This is a genomic window from Janibacter melonis (assembly GCF_020567375.1).
Lineage (GTDB): Bacteria > Actinomycetota > Actinomycetes > Actinomycetales > Dermatophilaceae > Marihabitans > Marihabitans melonis.
Window position 1 is genome coordinate 393,036 of record NZ_JAJBZM010000002.1, and the last position, 17,084, is coordinate 410,119.

The following is a 17,084-nucleotide window of genomic DNA, read 5'->3' on the forward strand; positions in this document are numbered from 1 at the left end:
CCCCCCGTGTTCATCCCCTGGCCCGCCCCCTTGCGCCCGCGGGGGTTGGCCAAGGGCCGCGCGGCGGGGGGTCATGGGAGCCCGATTGCCATACCTCGGCGAGCCGGGGCTCAGCGATCGGTGCCGGCCTCGAGGTCGATGTGGTCGTCCGGGTCGTGCGAGCGACGCCGCGAGCGGCGCACGAGGAAGCCGACCCACACGAGGAAGGTCACGATGATGAGGACGTAGACGACCTTGCTGATCGGGTCGATGTACTGCTCCACGAGGTGGTAGCGGCTGCCCAGCGCGTACCCGGCGCTGACGAGGGCGGTGTTCCACAGCGCGCTGCCTGCCAGGGTCATGAGGAAGAAGCGCCCCATCGGCATGCGGTCGACACCGGCGGGGATGGAGATGAGGCTGCGGATTCCGGGGATGAGCCGGCCGAAGAAGACCGCCTTGCTCCCGTGCTTGCTGAACCACACGTCGGCCTTGTCGACGTCCGAGACGTCGACGAGCGGCATCTTCTGGGCGACGAGGCGCAGCCGGTCCATCCCGACGACCGCGCCGATCGCGTACAGCAGGAGCGCGCCGGCGACCGAGCCGAGCGTGGCCCAGGCGATGGCCTCGACGATCGTGTACTCGCCGTTGGCGGCGGTGAACCCCGCGAGCGGCAGGACCACCTCGCTCGGGATCGGCGGGAAGACGTTCTCGAGGAAGATCGCCAGCGCGATCCCCGGACCGCCGACGGACTCCATGACCGAGAGGACCCAGTCGATGAGCTGTTGCATGCCGCCCTTCCCGCGGTTGGTGGCCGTCCCGGTCGGGACGGGCCGCGACCCAGGGTAGAGGTCCGGGCCTGGGAGAGCGCTGGACGGACCGCCGGGCGAGGGGGCGAAGGGGGACCCGCCCGCCCCGCGTAGGTTGGGCCCCCGTGAGCGAGGAGCGCGAGGTCGGGGTCGGTCCGTGGCAGGGCCCGTGGCCGCAGGACGACCGTCTCGACCCGGCCCTGCTCGAGGCGGGGGACCGGCGCAACGTCGTCGACCGCTACCGGTACTGGAGCCATGACGCGATCGTCGCCGACCTCGCGACACGACGTCTCGGCTTCCACGTCGCCATCGAGAACTGGGAGCACGACTTCAACATCGGCTCCGTCGTGCGCACGGCGAACGCGCTCGGCGCCGCCGCCTTCCACGTCGTCGGGCGACGCCGGTGGAACAGGCGGGGCGCGATGGTCACCGACCGCTACCAGGTCGAGCACCACCACGCCGACGCCGAGGCGCTGCACACGTGGGCCCAGACGGCGGGAGAGGGGGGCGCACCCCTTCGCCTCGTCGCCGTCGACAACGTGCCCGGCGCGCTGCCGCTGGAGACCTACGACCTGCCCCACGGGTGCGTCCTCGTCCTCGGGCAGGAGGGGCCGGGCATCACCGCGGAGATGCTCGCGGTGTGCGACGACGTCGTCGAGATCGGTCAGCACGGCTCGACCCGCTCGATGAACGCCGGGGCCGCCGCCGCGATCGTCATGCACGCGTGGGTGCGCCGCCACGTCCACCACCAGCGCCCCGTCGCCTCCGGCTGACGGCCCCGTGACGCACGACGCCCTCCCCGGGTGACCCGGGGAGGGCGTCGTCGTGAGGTCTGCGCTCAGACGGTGACGCGGGGGCGGTCGAGCTCGACCATCATCTGGTCGAACTCCTCGTCGACGCCCGGCTGGTCGGTCGCCGTGAGGCGGCTGACGACGACGGCGACGAGCAGCGCGGCGAGGAAGCCGGGGACGATCTCGTACATCTCGTCGGAGAGGGCGTCGATGTTGCCCCAGACGAAGACGACGACCGCGCCGGTGATCATGCCGGCGAGGGCGCCCATGGCCGTCAGGCGGCGCCAGTACAGCGACAGCAGGACGATCGGGCCGAAGGCGGCGCCGAAGCCGGCCCACGCGAAGGCGACGAGCTCGAGGATCGCCGAGTCGGAGTCGAGCGCGAGGACGAAGGCGACGAGCGCGACGGCGAGGACGCCGAGGCGGCCGTACGCGAGGAGACGCTCAGGGCTGGCCTTGCGGCCGGTGAGGTTGACGAGGTCCTCGACGAGGGCCGAGGAGCACACGACGAGCTGGCTGCTCATCGTCGACATGATCGCGGCGAGCACCGCGGCCAGGACGAGACCGGCGATGAGCGGGTGGAAGAAGATCTGGCTCAGCAGGAGGAAGACCGTCTCCGGGTCCTCGATCGGCTTGGCGGGGTCGCCCGCGAAGTACGCGATGCCGATGAGGGCGGTGCCGACGGCGCCGAGGGCGGTGATGACCATCCACGTCGTGCCGACGCGACGGCCGATCTTGGCCTCGGCCGGGGTGCGCAGCGCCATGAAGCGCACGATGATGTGCGGCTGCCCGAAGTAGCCCAGGCCCCACGCCGCGGTGGAGATGATCCCCACGACCCACGCGATCGCGCCGCCGTCGATGCCGGTGAAGAGGTTGAAGGCGTCGGGGTTGACGCTCTCGGCCTGCGCGACGACGTCACCGAGGTCGCCGAGCTTGACGAGGGCGACGACCGGCACCGCGACGAGCGCGGCGAACATCAGCAGGCCCTGGGCGACGTCGGTGAGCGTGGCGCCGAGGAAGCCGCCGAAGAGCGTGTAGGCGAGGGTGATCACTGCGACGAGGACCATCCCGCTGAGGTAGCCCCAGCCGAAGGAGCTCTCGAAGAACTTGCCGGCGGCGACCATGCCCGAGGACACGTAGAAGGTGAAGAAGACGAGGATGACGAGGGCGGCGACGACGCGCAGCAGCCGCGTCGTGTCGCGCGTGCGGCGCTCGAAGAAGCTCGGGATCGTGATCGAGTCGCCGGCGATCTCGGTGTAGGCGCGCAGCCGGGGCGCGACGAAGGTCCAGTTGAGGTAGGCGCCGATGGTCAGGCCGATGGCGATCCATGCCTCGATGAGCCCCGAGGTGTAGATGGCTCCGGGCAGACCCATGAGCAGCCAGCCGGACATGTCCGAGGCGTTCGCGGACAGGGCGGCGACCGAGGGGCGCAGCCCGCGCTCGGCGAGCATGTAGCCGTCGATGTTCCGCGTGCGGGTGTAGGCGTAGTAGCCGATGCTCAGCATCGCGGCGAAGTAGATCGCGATGGCGATGAGCTGGTATGTCGTCTCTGACACGAGGTCGTGCCCTTCTGGTGTGTGGCGTGGCCGTCGCAGGGGATCGCGGCGGGTGGCACCCTACCCACGACTCCCCTTATCACACCAAACCGCCCGAAGGGGGAGATACGTGACGAACTCGCGGCGACCCCTTCGCGACCTCTCGGTGGACGGGATCGCGGGTGCCGCACGCGGTCACGGGTCGCACGCCGGTGGGATGCTGGGCGGAGGCGGGCCGCGGAGGGGTGGCCCCGGCCCGGAGGGGGCCGTCGATGGTGGCCGACCCGTACGCCCGGCGCGCCGCGCTGGTGCGCGAGACCGCTGAGATCGCCCACGCCGTCGTCGACGGCGACGACGTCGGGCCCGACCTCCTGGCCCTGCTCGCGCGGCACGTCGGCGCCGACACGACGACCCTGTCGGTCGACCTCGGCCTCGACCTCGTGCACCCGGTGCCGCGGGTCCTCGTGCACGGCGACGACCTCACCGAGACCGAGCGTGCGCGGTGGCGGGAGCTGCTCCCGACCCACCCCTACGCCCGGTACCTCGCGAGCCGGCCGACGCTGACCACCCGGATGACCGAGTGCGTCGTGCCCGAGGACGTCTGGGGGTCGCAGGTCTACGAGGAGCTGCTCGCGCCGCGCGGGATGCGCTACCAGGCAGCCGCGACGCTCGGGAGCGGGCCGACGACGATGACGCTGGTGTGCCTGTGGCGCCAGACCCACGACTTCGACGACGCGGCGCTCGAGGTCGTCGAGGGGGTGCGGGCCGCCGTGCACGACGCCGTGCTCCTGCGCCGCCGCCTCGTCGGCCTCGCCGACCCGGCGCAGCCGCGCTCGGACTGGTCGGGCGGGCCGGACGAGGTGCGGCTGACCCCGCGCCAGCTCGAGGTCGTCGTCCTCGTCGCCCGTGGGCTGACGAACGCGCAGATCGGTCGCAGGCTGTCGATCTCGGAGCGCACCGTGCGCAAGCACGTCGAGGACCTCTTCGAGCGGGTCGGGTGCGCGAGCCGCTCGCAGCTCGCGGCGTGGTGGAGCCGAGGTGGCGCATTCGCCACCTCGACCGATCCTCCTGCGGCGCCGATCCTGGAGCCCTGACCGTGTGGGCGAGCACAGGGGGCTCACTCGTGCGGCCAGGGCAGGCGACGAGGGCATGACCGCGGAGGGGTTCGACGGCCGGCCGACGCCGTACCGCCGCGCGCGCCGGTGCCGTCACACGACGGCACCGGCGCTCTGCGTGGTCTGCCCGGGTCGCGGTCGGCTCAGATCCCGGCCCGCCGGCGAAGGGGGATCACCCGCGTCGCGACGAGCCCGGCGACGGGCAGCAGGGGCCACACCCACTGGACGCCGTCGTCACCGACGATCCCCGACCTCGCCATGACGGCGAGCCCGCCGCAGACGGCGACCGTCGCGAGGAGCGGCTGCCAGGTGCGCGGGGCGGGCCGCGTCTCGGCCGGCGGGTCCTCGAGCCGCCCGAGCCCGGCGACGAGGGCGAAGGTCACCGCGGCGAGCACGGCGACCCAGACCGGACGGGTCTGCCACCACTGCGCCGTGCCCGGATCGATGTCCATCCCCGGCCCGCCGAGGAGCACGCCGACCCCGACGACGACGACCATCGCCGTGAGGTGCCACAGGTAGAGCGTCATGATCCGGGCGTTGACCGCGACCGTCGCCGTCCACGGCCCGCGACGCTGCAGCCAGCGCTGCAGCGGGGCCTCGGCGAGCAGGGCGAGCCCGATCTGGGCCATGCCGAGCAGAGCCATCGTGATGCGCGTCGGGTAGGAGTTCTCGACCTCGCCGCCGATGCCGATCATCGACAGCGGGTAGGGCCCGAGCGCGACGAGGGTCGTCACGCCGACGAGCCCGACGAGCGAGAGGCCGAGCCGGCGGCCGGTGCCGTCGAGGCGCCCGTCGCGCCAGGCGTAGCCGAGCTGGTGCACCGTCGCCCAGACGACGAGGTAGTTGACGAAGCCGACGAGCACCTGACCGGTGCTGATCGAGACGTAGTCGACGAGTCCCCCGAGCGTCAGACCGCCGAGCACGCTCCACCAGCCGAGGCGCTCCCACAGCCGCAGGGTCACCGGGGTGACGGCGACGACGAGGACGTAGGCCGCGAGGAACCACGTCGGCACGAGCGCCGTCTGCGACGCGGTGCGCAGCAGGTCGGCGGGCACCCCGGCGGCGTGCGCGACGCTCACCATGACGAGCCAGGTGAGGAGCAGGGGCACGACCGGGGTCATGAGGCGCCGCAGCCGGGCCCGCTGCCACCCGGCCCAGGTCGCCCCCTTCGCCCGCGCGGAGCGCCACGACGTGGCGTTCGCGTAGCCGCCGACGAGGAAGAAGAGGGGCATGACCTGGAAGACCCAGGTGAGCCCCTGGAGGACCGGCACCCGCTCGAGGGTGTTGACGAGGCTGACGTCGCCGCCGCGGACGACGACCGCTGCCATGAGCCAGTGACCGAGGACGACGACCGTGATGGCGACGGCCCGGTAGAGATCGACGACCCGGTTGCGGGTCTGCGGCGTCGCCTCGACGAGGCGGCTGACGGTGTGCGTGGTCATGCCCTCGAGCCTGGCGAAGGGGGACCCGCCCCGCCTGAGTCCGAATACCTGACATCTCTGGTGCGGCGGGCTCGTGCGGCCCTACGCTCCGTCGGTGAGCCAGTACCTGTCCTTCGTCGCCTTCGCCGCGCTCGTCGCCCTCGCGCCGGGGCCGGACACCTTCCTCACCCTGCGCAACACCGTCGTCGGCGGTCGGGGTCGGGGGACGTGGACGGCGATCGGCATCTGCCTCGCCGGCACCGTGCAGGGGCTGCTCGCCGCCGCCGGTCTCGGCGCGGTCATCGCCCACGCCGAGCCGGTCTTCGAGGCGATCCGCTGGGCGGGCGTCGCCTACCTCGTCTACCTCGGCTCGGTCGCGATCCGCGCGGCCCTGCGCCGCGGCGAGGGCTGGCAGGTCGAGGGGCTGCGCCCGCGCGCCCGCCGGCCGTGGCGCGAGCTGCGCTCGGGATTCCTCAGCAACATCACCAACCCCAAGGTGCTGATGTTCAACCTCGCCGTGCTGCCGCAGTTCGTCGGCGCGAAGGCCTCGGCGCTCACCTTCGCGATCTACGCGATGACCCTCGTCGCGCTCGGGGCGGTCGTCCTGCTCGGCGTCGTCCTCGCGGCCGACCGGGCGAAGGGGGCGCTGCAGCGCTCCCGGGTGCGCCGCGGCGTCGACGGTGGCACCGGTGTCGTCATGCTCGGCTTCGCCGGCGCTCTCGCCATGGAGGCCTGACCGGGCGAGAGTCGTTGCTCAGGACCCACCACACGACGAGCACCGATGCGACGGCGATGAGGACAGACCACCACGGGTGCCAGGCGATGGCTGCGTCCCAGGTGCCGAAGGGCGAACGGCTCGCCCGCCCCTGTGCGTAGACCTCGGGGGCGATGACGTAGGTCCCGCCGAGCGAGGGGTCGACGACGGTGAGGGTGCGTCGCTGCGTGACGTCGGCCGGGTCACCGAGCCACACGTGGCCTGCACCGGAGCTGCCGACGACCGCCATGGAGTCGCCGACGTCGTAGATCTGCCCGTACCACGTGTCGTCCTCGCCGGTCGAGCGCTCGGTATGACGGCAGCACTCCAGCGTCCCGCGCTCGCCGGTCCGGGTGAGGTCGCGGTAGATGCTCCAGCGCGAGATCTTCGAGGCGTTGGTGGCGACGGCGAGGGACCCGTCGTAGACGGTGACCTTCGGTGAGCCGTACCCGCCGTTGCCGTAGCCGGACGTGTCCTTGCCCGGCTGGTGCGGCAGGTGGGTCATCCGTCCCGTCGCGGCGTCGGCCTGCGTGGGCCATACCGCCCGGCTGCGAGCCGAGAGCGTCGCGAGGAGCACCGTGTCGTCGTCGGTCCACCCGGCGAGGAAGACCGTCCTCGATCCCTTCGCATACCGCTCGTGCGACGCGTTGGTGATCGCACTCCGGATCGCGCCGTCCGCCCCGACGACGGCGAGGCCCCCGCTGTCACCGAGCCGGACGGCGACACTGCTGGCGTCCGGGCTCCATGCGAGGTCGTACAGGTCGTACCTCAGACCGATCCGTCGGCCCTCGACGACGTGGTGCTCACCGGTCGAGAGGTCGTGGATGTGGAGGTCATAGCTCGAATCCCTCGACATCGAGTCCGAGAGGACCGTCGCGGTGTGGCGCACGGCGGCGATCTTCGTCCCGTCGGGGGAGAGCGCGACGGGATCGAGGATCTCGCTGGCCTGGTCGGGCCGGAGGTCCCCGGCGGGGATGACGTCGTCGAGGCTGCGCAGCTCGCCGCTCGGCAGCACGGCCTGCCAAGAGCTCCCGCCGTTGACCACCGGGTAGCCGATCGGGGCGTCGTCCGCCGCGGCGGCCTCGTCGTCCACACCCACCGAGATGAGCCCCGCGACCGGGCCGGAGCGCAGGGGCAGCTGGGGCGGGTCGGCCTGGAAGCGGACCCGCTCGGGGTACCCGACCGGCCCGGTCGGCGCCGCCGGCAGGGTGTCGACCCGCGACACCCCGCCGAAGGAGACCCACGCGAGGAGCACGGTGACCGCGGCCGCGGCGAGCAGCGCGACCGAGCGGCGGCTCAGCGAGCGACGACGCTCTACCCGCGCCGTGGACCAGGCGCTCTCGGCGAGCCCGCCCGGCACGTCCTCGGGCACGATGTCGTCGGCGAGCTCGGCGAGCGCGTCGTGCAGCGAGGTGCTCATCGCCGCACCTCCTCACGGTCGAAGGTCTGCGCCAGCTCGGGCGCGAGCGTACGCAGCCGGGCCAGCGCGTGCCGGGTCTGAGACTTCACGGTGCTCGTCGAGCAGCCGAGCACCCGCGCGGTCTCGACCTCGGTGTGCTGCTCGTAGAAGCGCAGCACCAGCACGGCCCGCTGGCGCGGTGTCAGCCGGGCGAGCGCGTCAGCGAGGGTGAGCCGGGCAGCGGCCTCGGAGTACGCGTCACCCTCGAGCGGGGTGTGCTCGCTCGGCTCGCCGACGACCCTCGGGCGCACCGAGCGCCGTCGCCAGCCGTCGATCGCTCGGGTGTGCAGGGCCGTGCGGACGTAGGCCTCGGGGTTGCCCTCGCGGGCCACCCGTCTCCAGTGCCGGGCGAGGGCGACGAGCGCCTCCTGCAGCAGGTCCTCGGCGTCGGCGCGGTCGCCCGTCAGCAGGTAGGCCGTGCGCAGCAGCGCCGTCGACCGCTCGCGGACGAAGGCGGTGAACGCCTCCTGGTCCTGCTCCATCGACACCCCTTCGCCCCTGACCCAGTCACCCTCTCACCGGGTCAGACGCACGGCACCTCGATCCGGGTGGATGCGGCGCTCGCTCGATCCGGGCGAAGGTGGAGGATGACCCCATGTCGAGGCCGTCACCGTCGCGTCGCAGCCAGGTCACCCCCTTCGAGGTCATGGAGGTCCTCGCCCGGGTCGCCCGGATGCGCGAGGAGGGACGTGACGTCATCTCGCTGTGCGCGGGCGAGCCGGCCGGGGGCGCGCCGACCGCGGTCTCGCGGGCCGCCGCCGCGATCCACGAGTCGCGCGAGCCCCTCACGTACACACCGGCCCTCGGCCTGACCGAGCTGCGCAGCGCCATCGCCCAGCACTACCGCGACTGGTACGGGCTGGACCTGCCGGCCGAGCGGGTCGCGGTGACGACAGGGAGCTCGGGGGCCTTCGTGCTGACCTTCCTCGCCGCCTTCGACCAGGGCGACCGGGTCGCGCTCGCCCGGCCGGGCTACCCCGCGTACCGAAACATCCTCAGCGGGCTCGGCTGCGAGGTCGTCGACCTCGACTGCGGGCCGGAGGTGCGCTACCAGCCGACCGTCGAGCAGCTCGCGGAGGTGCACGCCCGCCAGCCGCTCGCCGGGCTCGTCCTCGCCTCGCCGGCGAACCCGACGGGCACGATGATCGGCCGCGCCGAGCTCACCGCGATCGCCCGGTGGTGCACCGAGCACGGCGTGCGCCTCGTGAGCGACGAGATCTACCACGGCATCACCTACCCCGAGCCGGGTGCGCCCGACCCCCGCGGCGTGTGCGCGCTCGAGGTCGACGACGACGCGGTCGTCATCAGCTCCTTCAGCAAGTACTGGGGGATGACCGGGTGGCGGCTGGGCTGGGCCGTCGTGCCGCACGACCTCGTCGGGCCGGTCGACGCGCTCGCTGGCAACATCGCCCTGTGCCCGCCCGCGCCGGCGCAGATGGCCGCGCTCAGCGCGCTCACCGACGAGGCGCTGCTCGAGTGCGAGGAGGCGGTGGCCGGCTTCGCGCGCACCCGCGAGGTGCTGCTCGAGCTCGCACCGCGGCTGGGCTGGGGCGAGGCGGCCCCGGCCGACGGTGCCTTCTACTACTACGCCGACCTCGGGCCGCAGCTGGAGCGCTGGCCCGACTCCGCCGCCTACGCCGCGGCGCTGCTCGAGGCGACCGGCGTCGCCGTCACCCCGGGCGGTGACTTCGACGAGCGCGCCGGCGACCGCCACGTCCGGCTCAGCCTGGCCGCCGGGCCCGAGGCCGTCGCCGAGGCGGTCGAGCGCATCGTGGCCTGGCAGGCCGGTCTCTGAGGCGCTCCTGGTCGCGCCGTGACGGGCAGGCGGCGGGCAGGTCGATACCTCGCGCCCCGGCTCGTCTACGGTGACCCGGCCACCCCCGACGTCGCCAGGAGCCCCTTCGTGATCACCACGTCCTCGACCCGTGCGGCGACCGCCCTCGCCGCCGTCGCCCTCCTCGCCGGCTGCGGCGGGGGCGACGCGCAGGACGCCGGGTCCTCCCAGTCACCCGCGTCGTCGTCCTCGTCGGCGATCCCCGCGCCGGGCAGCCCGACCGTGCCGCTCGACGCCCCGGGCGACGACCGGCTCGACGAGGCCCGCTCCGACGTCACGCTCGAGGGGGCGGCGTCGAGCATCAGCTGGCGCCTGCCCGCGGACTGCTACGAGGCGACGAAGCCCTCGAGCGCGCGGTGCGACGACGACGGCACCGCCTTCCAGCTCGTCGTCGGCGGCAAGCCCGGGATGGACCTCGTCGACAGCGAGCTGGACTACCGCGAGCTCGCCGAGGAGGACTCGACCGTCCAGCAGACGACGGTCGACGTCGCTGGTCGCACCTTCACCGTGCTCGTCGACGACGGCGGGGGCGCCGAGGGCGACACGGGGATCATGACCTTCCTCCACCAGCCCGAGGGCTCGCCCGACACCTTCGCCGTCGTGCTGCTCACCGAGGCGCCGGTCACCGACCTGCCCTCCACGCGGGTCGACGAGCTCTACCAGGTGCTGGGCTCGCTCGAGCTCGAGCCGGCCTGACCCGGGCCCGCCGGGTCCCCCTTCGGGCACCTGACGGGCAGGGGAGCGGCGTGGCGGGGCGACGTGGAAGGATCGTGGGCAGGACCACACATCGCTGACAAGGAGCACGACGCCATGCCCATCGCCACCCCTGAGGTCTACCGGGACATGCTCGACCGCGCGAAGGCAGGCTCCTTCGCGTACCCGGCCATCAACGTCACGTCCAGCCAGACCCTCAACGCCGCGATCCGCGGCTTCGCCGAGGCCGGCTCCGACGGCATCGTCCAGGTCTCCACCGGCGGCGCGGAGTACCTCTCCGGCCCGACGGTCAAGGACATGGTCACCGGCTCGCTCGCCCTGGCCGCCTACGCCCGCGAGGTCGCGAAGAACTACGACGTCAACATCGCGCTGCACACCGACCACTGCCCCAAGGACAAGCTCGACGGCTTCGTGCGCCCGCTCCTCGCCGCGAGCCAGGAGCACAAGGACACCTTCGGCACCCCGATCTTCCAGTCGCACATGTGGGACGGCTCGGCCGTGCCGCTCGAGGAGAACCTCGAGATCGCCCAGGAGCTGCTCGCCCTGGCCGCGGCGGCCGACATCATCCTCGAGGTCGAGATCGGTGTCGTCGGCGGCGAGGAGGACGGTGTCGCCAACGAGATCAACGACCAGCTCTACACGACCCCCGAGGATGCCCTCGCGACCGTCGAGGCGCTCGGTCTGGGCGAGCAGGGCCGGTACATGGCCGCGCTGACCTTCGGCAACGTCCACGGCGTGTACAAGCCGGGCAACGTCAAGCTGCGCCCCGAGATCCTCAAGCAGTGCCAGGACGCGATCGTCGCGAAGTACGGGTCCGACAAGGGCGAGCGCCCGCTCGACCTCGTCTTCCACGGCGGCTCCGGCTCGACGGCCCAGGAGATCTCCGACGCCGTCGACTTCGGCGTCGTGAAGATGAACGTCGACACCGACACCCAGTACGCCTTCACCCGGCCGGTCGTCGGCTACATGATGAAGAACTACGAGGGCGTGCTCAAGGTCGACGGCGAGGTCGGCAACAAGAAGCAGTACGACCCCCGTGCCTGGGGCAAGGAGGCCGAGGCCGCGATGGCCGCGCGCATCGTCACCGCGTGCGAGAACCTTCGCTCCGCCGGCACCTCCGTCAAGGCCTGACGTGGCGGGCGAGAACCTCCTGGGCATCCCGGAGACCTACCTGCCCGAGGACCCGGCCGCCGGGCTGCTCGCCGACGGCGCGCCCGCGGCCGACGTCGCCGCGGCGCACCCGACGTCCTCGCTGGCCTGGGCCGTCCTCGCCGAGGAGGCCCTCGACGACGGCCACCGGGTCGAGGCCTACGCCTACGCCCGCACCGGGTACCACCGCGCGCTCGACTCGCTGCGGCGCAGCGGCTGGCGCGGCCAGGGACCCGTCCCGTGGAGCCACGAGCCCAACCGCGGCTTCCTGCGCGCGCTGGCCGCGCTCACGCGGGCCGCCGACGCGATCGGCGAGGTCGACGAGGAGGAGCGCTGCCGCACCTTCCTCTCCGACAGCTCCCCCGAGGCAGCCCGCGAGCTGCTCGGCTGAGCCGACCCGAGAGCAGTGCGAAGGGGGACCCCGGTGGGGTCCCCCTTCGTCGTGCTCGGGGTGAGACGACCCCGGGCGCAGCAAGGGGCCCGGCCCGGTCGATGACGACCGGAGCCGGGCCCCGGGCCCGCGCCACCCCCTGTGGACACGGGTCCTGCTGGTACACGCCACCCCCTGTGGACATGTACCGGAGCGACACCGTCTGCAGAAGTCCCCTGATCCGCAACCGGTGATGTGCTCCCGATGAGTTGTATTGTGCACGACTTCTCGCCTGACGCACCCCGCTTTTCGGCATCGAGATGACACTGGCACTATGATGACAGACGTGCCCGGCATCGGCCCCCGTTCCCCGTTGCAGCGCCTGGAGTCCATGCTCGCCTCCGAGCTCGAGCGGCTCGGCCGACGACGTGACGAGCTGGCCGACCTCGGTGACGCGCTCCTCGCGCTGCGCAGCCAGGTCGCGACGGAGGACTCCCCGGTGCGCCTGGGCGTCGAGGTGCTCGAGCAGCCCGTCGCCGCGCCGGTCCTCGGACGGATCGCGATGTCGGTCGGACAGGTCGACAGCGTCTTCCTCGACGGCGAGGTGGGTGCGGTGACCGACGTCGAGCACGCGAGCCACGCGCTCGACCGGGCCCGGGACGGCCAGCGTCAGCGCACGATCTACACCCGGGCCGTCATCGACGTGGCCGACAGCACCCGCCGCCTCGACGCGCTGCGCAACGCCGGGCAGGAGCAGCACGTCGTCGAGACCTTCGAGCACGAGTTCGCGATCTTCGGCGACGAGGTCGTGGTGACCCCCTCGACGTGGGGCGACCCCGGCTCGGCCTACCTCGTCATCCGCAACCCCGTGCTCATCGGGGCCTTCCAGGGCTGGTTCGACCACGTGTGGAGCGCGACACCGACGCGCGACCACGGCGCACCGGTCGACCAGCGCATCGTCGAGCTGCTCGCGCTCGGCTACAAGGACGAGGCCATAGCCCGCCACCTGGGGGTCGCGCTGCGCACCGTGCGTCGGCGGGTCGCCGGCCTCATGGACGACTACCAGGTGCACACCCGCTTCCAGCTCGGGGCGGCCCTGGCGCACGACGACCGCGCCTGACGCCCGCCGCGTCGTGGGGCGGGCGCCCGGCGGTCAGCTGTCGAGCAGGGGGTGGCGCTGGATGATCTCGTCGCGGGCCGGCCCGACGCCGATCGCCGAGACGCGGGCGCCGATGAGCTCCTCGACGCGCAGCACGTAGTCCTGCGCCGCCTGGGGCAGCTCCTCGAAGGTGCGGCAGCCGCTGATGTCCTCCCACCAGCCCGGCATCGTCTCGTAGATGGGCGTCGCGTGGTGGAAGTCGCTCTGGCTCACCGGCATCTCGTCGTGACGCACGCCGTCGACGTCGTAGGCCACGCAGATCGGCACCTGCTCCAGGCCCGTGAGGACGTCGAGCTTGGTGACGACGAAGTCGGTGACGCCGTTGATCCGCGTCGCGTACCGCCCGATGACGGTGTCGACCCAGCCGCAGCGGCGCGGGCGCCCGGTCGTCGTGCCGTACTCGTGCCCGGTCTTGCGCAGGAACTCGCCGTCGTCGTCGAAGAGCTCGGTGGGGAAGGGGCCCTCGCCGACGCGGGTCGTGTACGCCTTGAGGATCGCGATGACGCGGCTGACGCGGGTCGGGGGGATGCCCGACCCGGTGCACGCGCCGCCGGCGGTCGCCGAGGAGGAGGTGACGAAGGGGTAGGTGCCGTGGTCGATGTCGAGCAGGGTCGCCTGCCCGGCCTCGAGCAGGACGTTCTGGCCGGCGTCGAGCGCCTTCTCCAGCTCGAGGGTCGTGTCGCCGACCATCGGGGCGAGGCGGTCGGCGTAGGAGCGCAGCTCCTCGACGACGCGGTCCACCTCGGCGCCACGGGTGTTGTAGACCTTGACGAGCACCTGGTTCTTCAGCGCGAGCGCGGCCTCGACCTTCTGGCGCAGGATCGACTCGTCGAAGATGTCCTGCACGCGGATGCCGGTGCGGTTCATCTTGTCGGCGTAGGTCGGGCCGATGCCGCGGCCGGTCGTGCCGATCTTGCGCGACCCGAGGAAGCGCTCGGTCACCTTGTCGAGGGTGCGGTTGTACGGCGCGATGACGTGCGCGTTGGCGCTGATCCGCAGCTTGCTCACGTCGACGCCGCGGGCGGTGAGGCCCTCGAGCTCCTCGAAGAGGACGGCGAGGTCGACGACGACGCCGTTGCCGATGACCGGCGTGCAGTTCGGCGACAGGATGCCCGAGGGTAGCAGGTGCAGGGCGTACTTCTCGCCGTCGATGACCACGGTGTGGCCGGCGTTGTTGCCGCCGTTGAACTTCACGACGTAGTCGACGTCGCGGCCCATGAGATCGGTGGCCTTGCCCTTGCCCTCGTCGCCCCACTGGGCTCCGACCAGCACGATCGCCGGCATGTGTACTCCTCGTGGCCCTGCGGCCCTCGTCGGTGGTGGGTGCCCGTCGCGGCCGTCGGCCGCGCGACCCCGTCACTGTACCGGCGGGCCCGATACTGCGTTGCGCCCGGCGGCCGTGGCTGGGAGCGTGGTCGCTCCGGGCGGCACGCGCCGTCGCGGCAACCCCGACACGAGGAGGTGGTGCGCATGAGCAAGCACGAGAGCGCCCCCGAGGACGTCAAGGAGAAGTTCCGGCAGGCGCTGGAGCGCAAGCAGGCCCATGCGGGCCGGGACGTCTCGGCAGAGGGAGGGCACGGCAAGGTCGAGTCCTCCCACGGCCCGGAGACCTCCGGCTCCCAGCAGATGTTCCGCCGCAAGTCGGGCTGAGCGCACCCGGAGGGGGCGGCCCGTGCGTCACGCACCGGGTCGCCCCCTTCGTCGTGCCCGGGCGAAGGGGGACCCGGCCCGGTCAGGCGGTCGGGCGCAGCACGCTCATCCGGTGGGCGGCGCGGGTGAGCGCCACGTAGAGCACGCGCGCGCCGCCGGGGGACTCCGCGACGATCGCGTCGGGGTCGACGACGACCGTGGCGTCCCACTCGAGGCCCTTCGTCGACATCGGGTCGAGGACGACGACCCGGCCGCTCTCGTGCGCGACGAGCGGTGCGACCCGCTCGAGGTGACGGGCGGGGGCGATGACCGCGACCGAGCCGTCGACCTCGTCGACGAGCGCGTCGACGGCGGCGCGGGCGGCCGCGTCGACCGATGGGGCGGAGGTGTCGAGGGCGTCGCCGAAGCGGGTCTCGACCGGCTCGACCCCGGTCTCGCGGACGGCGTCGGGGATGTCCGCGTCGGGGACGACGGGCAGGATGACGTCGCGCGCGTAGTCGAAGATCTCGCGGGCGTTGCGGTAGTTCGTGCTCATGTGGAAGCGACGCCGCTCGTTGCTGCCGAAGGCGTCCTCGCGCGCCGCCTCGGCCTCGCGCGCGTCGGCCCACGAGGCCTGGGCGGCGTCGCCGACGACGGTCCACGACGCGCGTCGACCACGACGCCCGACCATGCGCCACTGCATCGGCGAGAGGTCCTGCGCCTCGTCGACGAGGACGTGGGCGTAGGAGCCGGGGCGGCCCACCCGTCCGGTGAGGAGGCGCTCGCGGGCCAACGTCGGGGTCACGTGGCTCTCGACGTCGCGGACGCGGACCGCCGAGCCCATCGTCGTCAGCTCGCGCTCGGCCGCACGGCCGTCGAGCTCGTCGATCTCGTAGAAGCCGCGCTCCTCGTCGGCGGCCTCCTCGACCTGGCCGAGGCGCACGGCGAGCTCGTCGACGACGGCGACGTCGGCCACCGACCACGTGCCGAGCTCGAGCGCCTCCCGCATCGAGTGGGCCAGCGCCGCGGCGTCGCCCTGGGAGAGCACGCCCTGGGTGATCCGGTAGGCCCGCTCCGTGTCGGCGAGCCACAGCAGGGCCTGGCGCGGGTCGACCTGGGGCCACCACGCCTCCATGAAGGAGTCGACGGCGATGGACTCGTCGAAGGCGTCGAGGAACTCGTCGCGCTCGCCCTCGCGGTGGCTGGCCCACGCGGCCTCGGCGAGCATCTCTCGGGCGGCCTTCGTGCCCTGGTTGCGGGTCCGGTCGCGCAGGACGCGACGGCGGATCGACGCGAGGGCGTCGGCGCCGATCCGGATGGCGATGCCGCCGACGAAGGTGCGCAGCTCGGTGGGGGCGTCGGGGACCGGCTCTTGGAGCAGGCGGGCGACGACGGTGCGCATCCGCAGCGAGCCCTTGATCGCGGCGACCTCGGGGGTGTCGAGGCGCTCGGTGCCGATGGCGTCGACGAGGTCGCCGAGGGCCCGCAGGGCCACGGAGTCCTCGCCGAGCGAGGGCAGCACCCGCTCGATGTACGCCGTGTAGGCGGCGGACGGGCCGACGACGAGGATGCCGCCGCTCTCGTAGCGCCGGCGGTCGTTGTAGAGCAGGTAGGCCGCGCGGTGCAGGGCGACGACGGTCTTGCCGGTGCCGGGACCGCCGGTGATCTCGGTGACGCCCCGGTCGCTGGCGCGGATCGCCTCGTCCTGGTGGGCCTGGATCGTCGCGACGATGTCGCGCATCCGCGTGCCGCGGGCCCGGGTCAGGGCCGCGAGCAGCGCGCCGTCACCGACGACGACGATGTCCTCGGGCGCCTCGGGGACCATGAGGTCGTCCTCGACGCCGACGACCGTGTCGTCCTTCGAGCGCAGCACCCGGCGGCGGATGACCCCGTGGTTGGCGACGGGGGTCGCGCGGTAGAAGGGGGAGGCGGCCGGGGCGCGCCAGTCGATGACGAGCGGCTCGTACTCGTCGTCGCGCACGCCGAGGCGGCCGACGTAGCGGATCTCGCGGTCGGCCGGGGCCATGGCGTCGCCGTGGTCGATGTCGAGCCGGCCGAAGACGAGGCCCTCGTGCTGGTGCTCGAGCGTGGCCAGGCGCCGGGCCGCCTGGTAGACGAGCGCGTCGCGCTCGAAGAGGCCCGACATCTCCTCGTCGCGCACGTCGCCCGTGCGATCGGTGCGACCGCGCGACATGCCGTCGGTGGCGACGAGACCGGCGCGGGTCTCGGCCTTGACGAGCTCGTCGCGGACCCGGTCGAGGTGGGCCTGCTCGGTCGCGATCTCGGTCGCGACGTGCGGCGGGACGTCGGTGGTGGAGGGGCGAAGGGAGCCGTCGGTCACGTCTGCTGCTCTACCTGTCTCACGTGTG

General features: G+C 72.9%; 16 protein-coding genes. 9 read left to right on the forward strand and 7 right to left on the reverse strand.

Translation table 11 applies throughout. From position 1 onward, the window contains the following. Positions 1-110 precede the first annotated feature (110 nt). The gene (locus LIV55_RS07975; RefSeq protein ID WP_123093085.1) at positions 111-767 is read right to left on the reverse strand and encodes a DedA family protein; all 657 of its coding nucleotides are present in this window, start codon (positions 765-767) and stop codon (positions 111-113) included. 143 nt (positions 768-910) lie between these two features. On the opposite strand from LIV55_RS07975, the gene LIV55_RS07980 reads away from it, so the two are divergent. Further along, the gene (locus tag LIV55_RS07980; protein WP_123093087.1) at positions 911-1,558 is read left to right on the forward strand and encodes a TrmH family RNA methyltransferase; all 648 of its coding nucleotides are present in this window, start codon (positions 911-913) and stop codon (positions 1,556-1,558) included. 65 nt (positions 1,559-1,623) lie between these two features. On the opposite strand, the gene putP is transcribed toward LIV55_RS07980, so the two are convergent. Then, positions 1,624-3,132 (reverse strand): sodium/proline symporter PutP, encoded by a 1,509-nt coding sequence (gene putP, locus LIV55_RS07985; protein ID WP_191563553.1) that lies wholly within the window; start codon positions 3,130-3,132, stop codon positions 1,624-1,626. Between the two features lie 251 nt (positions 3,133-3,383). Between putP and LIV55_RS07990 the strand changes: the two genes are divergently transcribed. Beyond that, entirely contained in the window at positions 3,384-4,205 is an 822-nt protein-coding gene (locus LIV55_RS07990; protein ID WP_123093091.1) for a response regulator transcription factor, read from the forward strand. A 164-nt stretch (positions 4,206-4,369) separates the two neighbouring features. On the opposite strand, the gene LIV55_RS07995 is transcribed toward LIV55_RS07990, so the two are convergent. Beyond that, positions 4,370-5,668: an acyltransferase family protein gene (locus LIV55_RS07995; RefSeq protein WP_191563554.1), complete on the reverse strand. Its 1,299-nt coding sequence runs from the start codon at positions 5,666-5,668 to the stop codon at positions 4,370-4,372. A 94-nt stretch (positions 5,669-5,762) separates the two neighbouring features. Between LIV55_RS07995 and LIV55_RS08000 the strand changes: the two genes are divergently transcribed. Continuing rightward, positions 5,763-6,383, forward strand: coding sequence for a LysE family translocator (locus LIV55_RS08000; protein ID WP_123093095.1), 621 nt, complete (start codon positions 5,763-5,765; stop codon positions 6,381-6,383). Here the strand turns inward: LIV55_RS08000 and LIV55_RS08005 are convergent. Beyond that, complete coding sequence (locus tag LIV55_RS08005) at positions 6,343-7,821, reverse strand: hypothetical protein (RefSeq protein WP_229299859.1); 1,479 nt, start codon at positions 7,819-7,821, stop codon at positions 6,343-6,345. The genes LIV55_RS08000 and LIV55_RS08005 overlap by 41 nt on opposite strands. Further along, positions 7,818-8,342, reverse strand: a complete 525-nt coding sequence (locus LIV55_RS08010; RefSeq protein ID WP_123093099.1) for a SigE family RNA polymerase sigma factor — start codon at positions 8,340-8,342, stop codon at positions 7,818-7,820. The genes LIV55_RS08005 and LIV55_RS08010 overlap by 4 nt, the downstream gene beginning before the upstream one ends. Positions 8,343-8,455: 113 nt before the next feature. Here LIV55_RS08010 and LIV55_RS08015 point away from each other — a divergent pair, with 113 nt between their 5' ends. From LIV55_RS08015 to LIV55_RS08035, 5 genes are all read left to right on the forward strand, one after another. Next, the gene (locus LIV55_RS08015) at positions 8,456-9,655 is read left to right on the forward strand and encodes an aminotransferase class I/II-fold pyridoxal phosphate-dependent enzyme (RefSeq protein ID WP_229299860.1); all 1,200 of its coding nucleotides are present in this window, start codon (positions 8,456-8,458) and stop codon (positions 9,653-9,655) included. A gap of 108 nt (positions 9,656-9,763) precedes the next feature. Further along, positions 9,764-10,390 (forward strand): hypothetical protein, encoded by a 627-nt coding sequence (locus tag LIV55_RS08020; protein WP_229299861.1) that lies wholly within the window; start codon positions 9,764-9,766, stop codon positions 10,388-10,390. Positions 10,391-10,504: 114 nt separating this feature from the next. Further along, the gene (gene fbaA, locus LIV55_RS08025) at positions 10,505-11,539 is read left to right on the forward strand and encodes a class II fructose-bisphosphate aldolase (protein ID WP_123093105.1); all 1,035 of its coding nucleotides are present in this window, start codon (positions 10,505-10,507) and stop codon (positions 11,537-11,539) included. A 1-nt stretch (position 11,540) separates the two neighbouring features. Beyond that, positions 11,541-11,948, forward strand: coding sequence for a DUF3151 domain-containing protein (locus LIV55_RS08030; RefSeq protein WP_123093107.1), 408 nt, complete (start codon positions 11,541-11,543; stop codon positions 11,946-11,948). Positions 11,949-12,261: 313 nt separating this feature from the next. Beyond that, positions 12,262-13,047 (forward strand): helix-turn-helix transcriptional regulator, encoded by a 786-nt coding sequence (locus tag LIV55_RS08035; protein ID WP_163562428.1) that lies wholly within the window; start codon positions 12,262-12,264, stop codon positions 13,045-13,047. 33 nt (positions 13,048-13,080) lie between these two features. On the opposite strand, the gene LIV55_RS08040 is transcribed toward LIV55_RS08035, so the two are convergent. After that, positions 13,081-14,370, reverse strand: coding sequence for an adenylosuccinate synthase (locus LIV55_RS08040; protein ID WP_123093111.1), 1,290 nt, complete (start codon positions 14,368-14,370; stop codon positions 13,081-13,083). A gap of 186 nt (positions 14,371-14,556) precedes the next feature. Here LIV55_RS08040 and LIV55_RS08045 point away from each other — a divergent pair, with 186 nt between their 5' ends. Next, on the forward strand, positions 14,557-14,736 hold the full coding sequence (locus LIV55_RS08045; RefSeq protein ID WP_068272198.1) for a DUF5302 domain-containing protein: 180 nt from the start codon (positions 14,557-14,559) through the stop codon (positions 14,734-14,736). Between the two features lie 82 nt (positions 14,737-14,818). On the opposite strand, the gene LIV55_RS08050 is transcribed toward LIV55_RS08045, so the two are convergent. Then, positions 14,819-17,056, reverse strand: coding sequence for a HelD family protein (locus tag LIV55_RS08050; protein ID WP_229299862.1), 2,238 nt, complete (start codon positions 17,054-17,056; stop codon positions 14,819-14,821). Between the last annotated feature and the right edge of the window lie 28 nt (positions 17,057-17,084).